The organism is Vibrio sp. 2134-1, assembly GCF_033339495.1.
Genome location: NZ_JAWOUS010000468.1, coordinates 1 through 679, shown reverse-complemented (window position 1 = coordinate 679; position 679 = coordinate 1). Strand labels below are relative to the sequence as shown.

At 51.3% G+C, this 679-nt stretch carries 1 protein-coding gene; it reads left to right on the top strand.

What is annotated here, in order from left to right; all coding sequences use genetic code 11:
• A partial coding sequence (locus R7R78_RS26665; RefSeq protein WP_225474677.1) for an ATP-binding protein occupies positions 1-679 on the top strand: 679 nt, incomplete at both ends.

Here is a 679-nt window from a genome sequence, read left to right as displayed (position 1 = left end):
AACCACAACCTACTTTTCCTTGGTCCTCCTGGTACAGGAAAAACCATGTTGGCGTCGCGTTTATGCGACTTACTGCCGGAGATGAGCGACGAAGAAGCGATGGAAACGGCTTCAGTCGCATCACTGACGCAAAGTGAGATTAATGAGTACAACTGGAAGTCGCGTCCGTTTCGTGCGCCGCACCATTCCAGTTCGATGGCTGCATTAGTTGGTGGTGGCTCGGTGCCAAGACCGGGAGAGATTTCTTTGGCTCACAATGGGTTATTGTTCCTTTATGAAATGCCGGAGTTTGACCGTAAAGTGTTGGACTCGTTACGAGAACCACTGGAGTCGGGTGAGATCATCATTTCGCGCGCACAAGGAAAAACGCGTTTTCCTGCTCGTTTTCAGCTGGTGGGCGCGTTGAATCCAAGCCCAACTGGCTATTACGAAGGGAATCAAGCTCGCACTAACCCTCAAGCTATTTTGCGTTACTTAGGTCGTTTATCGGGACCGCTTCTCGACCGTTTTGATATGTCGTTAGAAATTCCATCCTTACCGAAAGGCACGTTGGCGGAAGGTGGTGATCGAGGTGAACCCACGGAACTCGTCAAAGAGCGCGTCAGTCTTGCTCGCGAGAGCATGCTCAATCGAAACGGCAAAGTCAACGCACTGCTTGGCAGCCGTGAGATTGAGGCAT